The sequence below is a fragment of the Streptomyces glaucescens genome, assembly GCF_002154375.1.
Lineage (GTDB): Bacteria > Actinomycetota > Actinomycetes > Streptomycetales > Streptomycetaceae > Streptomyces > Streptomyces glaucescens.
Genome location: NZ_MUND01000863.1, coordinates 1 through 5,893 on the forward strand (window position 1 = coordinate 1; position 5,893 = coordinate 5,893).

The 5,893-nt window shown below is 73.2% G+C and carries 4 protein-coding genes; 3 read left to right on the plus strand and 1 reads right to left on the minus strand.

Annotated features, from left to right (window positions below):
* The coding region (locus tag CCN42_RS38555; protein WP_107427720.1) for a purine-cytosine permease family protein at window positions 1–1,298 on the minus strand (1,298 nt) is incomplete at its 3' end.
* A 105-nt stretch (window positions 1,299–1,403) separates the two neighbouring features.
* Between CCN42_RS38555 and CCN42_RS38560 the strand changes: the two genes are divergently transcribed.
* From CCN42_RS38560 to CCN42_RS38570, 3 genes are all read left to right on the plus strand, one after another.
* Window positions 1,404–2,057: a TetR/AcrR family transcriptional regulator gene (locus CCN42_RS38560; RefSeq protein ID WP_086741870.1), complete on the plus strand. Its 654-nt coding sequence runs from the start codon at window positions 1,404–1,406 to the stop codon at window positions 2,055–2,057.
* Between the two features lie 41 nt (window positions 2,058–2,098).
* Window positions 2,099–3,718 carry an amidohydrolase gene (locus CCN42_RS38565; RefSeq protein WP_086741871.1) on the plus strand — a complete coding sequence of 540 codons (1,620 nt, stop codon included), beginning with the start codon at window positions 2,099–2,101 and terminating at the stop codon, window positions 3,716–3,718.
* 179 nt (window positions 3,719–3,897) lie between these two features.
* Window positions 3,898–5,862: a protein-arginine deiminase domain-containing protein gene (locus CCN42_RS38570; RefSeq protein WP_086741872.1), complete on the plus strand. Its 1,965-nt coding sequence runs from the start codon at window positions 3,898–3,900 to the stop codon at window positions 5,860–5,862.
* The last annotated feature ends 31 nt before the right edge of the window (window positions 5,863–5,893 follow it).

The window sequence follows — 5,893 nt, forward strand, 5'->3', positions numbered from 1 at the left end:
CCTTCTGGTACACCGGCGGCGCCCGCCCGGTTGACGCCGCCGGTGTACCAGAAGGGGCCGCGGGGCGTCTCGTCGGTGAGCGCGGGCCCGTCGTAGCGGTTGCGGCGCAGCAGGATGTCGGCGGCGTAGACGGCCGTCGCGGGGCCGAGCAGGACGACCGTCAGCTGGAGGACGTCGGAGACGGTGTCGAGGAAGTCGGAGACGAGCAGCGCGTACAGCGTCAGGGCCACGGCCACGGCGCCGTCGGCCAGGACGCTGACGGTACGGCGCACGCGCAGGCCGACGGCCTGGAGGGCGAGACCCGCGCTGTAGGCGGTGAGCGCGTTGATGGCGATGGTCCCCAGGACCAGGGCCAGCAGGAAGAGCGGTTCGAACCAGCCGGGGAGTATGCCGCCCAGGGCCGTCTGCGGGTCGGTCATGTCGACCGCCGTGGCGGCGAGGGCGCCGAGCGAGCAGACGACGACGCTCGGCAGGAACGCGCCGAACGCGGTCCAGCCGGCGATCGCCTTCGCGGAGGCCGTGCGCGGCAGATAGCGGGAGAAGTCGGCGCTCGTGGTGTACGACAACGGACCGGACGCGGTGAGGGTGATGCCGGCGAGGACGGTGGCCCACAGGTCGCTGCCGGTGAGGGGCGCGACGGGGGTGTGGCCGAAGTCGGCGTGGTCGACGACCGCCACGGCGACGACGGCGAAGGCGGCGGTGAGCACCAGGGTGATCGGCAGGTAGAGCCGGAGGATCAGAGCGTGGCCGTAGACGCCGATGAGCAGGGTGAGCGCGGCGATGAGGACGACGACGGCCACCTGGACGCCGGTGCCGACCGGGAGACCCGCCTTCCCGGCCAGGGCGGAGGCGGCGGTCGCGGCGGCGGCGAGGTTGAGTGCGAAGTAGCAGACCGAGATCAGCCAGCCGGTGACGGCGTTGTTCACCCGGTTCCCGCGGATGCCGTAGACCGCGCGTGTGATCACTTCGCTGGGGGCGCCCGCGGCCGGCCCGGAGATCGCGAGCAGGCCGGTGAGCAGCCAGAAGAGGTTGCCGACGACGATCACGGCGACGGCCTGCAACAGGCTCAGCCCCATCAGGACGAGGGCGCCGCCGATGACGAAGCCGAGGTAGTTGACGTTGGCGGCGGCCCATACGGAGAACAGTTCGCGCGGGTGACCGCGGCGTTCGCCGTCGGGGATCAGGTCGATGCCGTGGGCCTCGATGCGGACCGGACCGTCGGGCGCTGCCGCCTGCCGCGGATGGCGGGCCGGGCCGGGCGCTGCCGCCTGCCGCGGGTCGGGGGTCGTGGACACCATGCGTCCTCCGGGGAGCTGGTTCGTGCCGACCCGTGGCAGTGAGCCTGCTATTGGTCGCGCACTCAATAGTTGCTTATTGGCCGCACACTCAATAGCATCCGGGGTATGCCGTCAAGCGTTCCGCGCAGAAGAACCCGCAAGGACCCGGCCGCCCGACGTGCGGAGATCGTCGACGCCGCGGCCGGCGTGGCCCTGCGAGAGGGCCTGGAGTGCGTCACCCTGCGGCGGGTCGCCGAGGAACTCGACGTCCGCCCGGGCCTGATCAGTCACTACTTCCCGTCCGCCGACGACCTCGTCGCCGAGGCCTTCGGCAGTGCCGCGACCGCCGAGACCGACGCCCTCCTGCCCGAGGAGGGCCCGGAGGGCACCCCCACCGAGCACCTGGCCCGCTTCCTCGCCCGCACCACCGGCGAGTCCTACGACGCCATCAGCCGCCTGTGGATCAACGCCCGCCATCTCAGCCGTTACCGGGAGGCGTTGCGCGAGCGCGTCGCCGTACAGGAGGCCGCCTGGCGGGCACGACTGGAAGGGCTGATCCGGCAGGGGGTGGAGACGGGCGAGTTCCGCACCGGTGACCCACTGGTGACGACCCTTCAGATCCTGGTCGTGCTCGACGGTCTCGGTGTCGACGTCAACGTCGGCGAAGAGGATCTGCCGGAGGCCGTGACCTGTATGGCCTTCCGCACGGCCGAGCGCGAACTCGGTCTGCGACAGGGCACGTTGACCCGCGTCGCCGAATCCGGGCAGCCATCCGGCTGAGTTGTCCACGCATCCCCCGTCCCGCCCTCCGAGGAGCCCTCGTGACCCCCGACCTCGTCCTGCTCTCCGCCCGGCTGCTCGACCCGGGCACCGGTGAGCTGCTGCCGCACACCGCGCTCGCCGCGGGCGGCGGACGCATCACCCACCTCGGTGACGACCGGGAGATCCGGGCGCTGGCCGGACCGGGCACGACGGTGCTCGGCCTGCGGCAGGCGGTGGTCACCGCGGGCTTCACGGACGGCCATCTGCACCCGGTCTCCGGCGCCGAGCGCACCATGGGCGTCGATCTGTCCGCCTGCCGCGACCTGCCCGCCGTGCGGGCCGCCCTCGCCGAGGCGGTCGCGACGCTGGAACCCGGCGCCTGGCTGCGCGGCTGGGGCCTGGACCCCAACGCCTTCGGCGGCGCGCCGGTCGGCTTCGCCGCCATCGGCCCGGTGCTGGACGGCGTGCCCGCCCTGCTGGACCTGTTCGACGCGCACTCCCTGATCGCCAGCCCCCGCGCCCTGGAACTGGCCGGTGTGACCGGCCCCCGCCGGTTCGAGCAGGCCGCCGAGATCGTCTGCGACGCCGACGGCCGGCCCACCGGCCTGCTGCTGGAGGACGCCGCCTGCGAGGTCGTCGAGGCAGTGGCGCCCCGGCCCACCGAGGCGCAACTGCGGGCCCGCACCGCAAAAGTGCTGCACGCGATGGCGGCGGCCGGGCTGACCGGCGGACACGCCATGGACGCGAACGGCGACAGCCTGGCGACCCTCGCCGCACTGGAGGACGAGGACGCCCTGCCGCTGCGGCTGCGGGTGGCCCCGTGGTGCCAGCCGGGCGCCGACGCCGAGGCGGTACGGGAACTCATACGGCTTCAGGGCACCGGCGGACGGCTGTGGCGGGTCGCCGGGGTCAAGCTCTTCATGGACGGCACCATCGACAACGGCACCGCCTGGCTGGAACGCCCCGACTGCCACGGCGAGTCCACCCACGCCTTCTGGCCGGACCCCGAGCGGTACGCGCAGGTCGTCGCCGAACTGCACGAGGCGGGGGTGGCGACCGCCACCCACGCCATCGGAGACGCCGCCGTACGCCATGTGCTGGACTCGGTGGAGAAGGCGCGGGCCGCGTGCGAGCGGCCGGTGCGGCACCGGGTGGAACACATCGAGACGGTGCCCGACGACACGGTGAGGCGGTTCGCCGCGCTCGGGGTGGCCGCCTCCATGCAGCCCACCCACTGCTGCGAGTTCACCCGCGCCGACCACACCGACAACTGGTCCCGCCGGCTCGGTGAGGAGCGCGCCGCGCGCGCCTTCCGCTGCCGCGACCTGTGGGACGCCGGGGCCCGGGTCGTGCTCGGCTCCGACTGGCCCATCGCGCCCTTCCCGCCGCTGGGGGTCATGGCAGGCGCCCGCCATCGCCGCCCCGCCGACCTCTCCCTGCCCCCGCACGGCCCCGAGCAGGCGCTGACCCCGCTGCGGGCGCTGCAGGGCGTCACCGTCAACCCGGCCTGGGCGGCGGGCGAGGAGCACACGGCCGGGCGGCCGGCCGTCGGGCACCGCGCCGACCTCACCGTGCTCGCCGAGAACCCGCTGGACGTGTCCGACACCGAGCTGGCCGAACTTCCGGTCCTGCTCACCGTGGTGGACGGCCGGCCCACGCACCGCGCGCCGGAGCTGTGACCCGGGACCGCCCTCTACCGCACCACCGGCGTCTTCTCCATCACCTCCAGGGATGATCATTCGCCTCGGTCTGCGCGGTCGTGTCAGACCGAGGTAGGAACTCCGCGCGGCACAGTCAACGCACCAGCGTTCTTTCCCATCTTGTACGGCGAGACCCCCCACGAGAAGGGAAGAACGCCGTGCGCTCACGTACGCGCATACACCCCGCGCCGGTACGGCGCGCCGTCCTCGCCGTCGCGGCGGCGGGATCGGTGCTGGCGACCCCGCTGACCCCGGCCTTCGCCGCGCCTCCGGCTCCCGCGCCCGACCTGCGCGCGGATGTGAACCGCGACGGACGCGTCGACGTCGAGGGCACCACCGACACGGCAGGTGAGGACACCTGGACCGTCGGCCGCGGAGCCGTCGCCCTGCCCAACCTCGACGACGACACCAAGCGTTGCCCGGTCACCGGCCCGGACGGCAGACCGCTGTCCGACGCCAGGCTGGCCGCCTGCAAGGACGCCTCGGACACCAAGGTCAACGGCACCGCCGACGCCGCCGACCTCGCGCGGGTCCGGTCGGTCCCGATGTCCGGCCTGCCGGCGGACGCCAAGGGCGGTGTGAAGGTGACCGCGGGCGCCAAGCACACCCACGTCTTCGTCAAGCGCTCCGGGAAGTGGGCCCTGGTCACGTCCGCCACCCGGCTGACCGCAGCCGAGCTGCGCTCCGGAGTGGAGTTCGGCGTCGAGGCCACCGATGTGATCCGGGACCGCGCCACGTGGGACGGCCGGACGGTCATCCGGCTGTCGGTGACGTCCGGCGGCCGGACCACCTCCGACTCGGTCACCCTGCGGGTCGCCCCGCTCCTCACCCACCACCATCTGCAGAACACCCAGCAGGTGATGGTCACCCAGGTGCGCGGCGCGGGCGAGTACGGCCGGCTCCAGCGGAAGTTCGTCTCCGACCTGGCGAAGGAGGTCAAGGCGGCCGGCATCACCAAGCCGCTGGTGACCTTCGAGAAGTACGGGGACGTCTGGGCGCAGGACTTCGTCGAGCCCGCCTACGTCAGCATGACCGGGCCCGGCGGCAAGCGGCACGTAATGCGGGTGCTGCTGCGCTCCGCCCAGCTGGACCGCGAGGCGGGCCGGGAGCTGTTCGAGAAGGTGCGCGGCCGGGACGTCGGCGTCGTCCAGGTCGCCGACCGGGCCCAGCCGGACGACTGGTCGCTGAACTCCATGGGCAACCTGGAGACCGTCCCGCCGTACGCGCACGGCGGTCGCTCCTTCCCCGCCGGGCGGATCATCATGGGCTGGCGCAAGGACAGCGGGGAGAAGCCGTCGCCGGCGATGCGCACCCTGCTGAAGTCCCAGGGATTGCAGGACCCGTTGCTGCTGGACACCTCGTGGCTCGGCGTCGGGCACGTCGACGAGTTCGTGCAGTTCCTGCCCGCCGGCACGCCGCGCGGCTGGCGGATCGGGATCGCCGACCCGCAGGCCGGGCTGCGACTGCTGAGGGACGCCCAGCGGGACGGCCACGGCACCACCAGGATGTTCTCCGTCCCCGGCCTCGCGGGTGCGCCGGCCCCGAAGGAGACCATCGACCAGGCGCTGGCCTCGCGGTACTTCGTCGCCGACAACACCATGGCGGCGGAGCGGATCGCGGCCAACCTGGAGATCCTCAAGCGGGAGACGGGGGTCACCGACGCGGAGATCGTCCGGGTGCCGGCCCTCTACACCCGCGAGGCCGAGACGCGGGCCGCCGACGGTACGGAGGTCCCCCTGCCGCGGCTGACGCGGCTGGGCGGCTCCTCCCTCGCCGACACGTTCCAGGACCACGGCCAGCAGAAGTGGCTCGCCGAGGACGGTGACCGTGCCACCGCCAAGGCGGCCCGGGCGACGGTCATGACCAGTGCGTACGTTCCGGGCGCGGTCAACGGCGTGCTCCTCGGCCGCGACCGCTACCTCGCCCCGCGCCAGTGGGGTCCCGTCATCGGCGGCAAGGACATCTTCACCGAGGCGGTCGGCACCGTCTACCGGCGGGCGGGCCTGAAGGTGTCCTACATCGACGACTGGTACACGTACCACCTCGGCATGGGCGAGGTGCACTGCGGCACCAACACCCTGCGCGACGCCTCGGCCTCCTGGTGGGCCGCACCCAGGGGCTGACGCGGGGGCACGCCCTAGGCCGTGTCCGCAA

Bases quoted from the DNA above. Each gene is read 5' to 3' on its own strand.
- CCN42_RS38560 (WP_086741870.1), top strand. From the start codon at position 1,404: ATGCCGTCAAGCGTTCCGCGCAGAAGAACCCGCAAGGACCCGGCCGCC.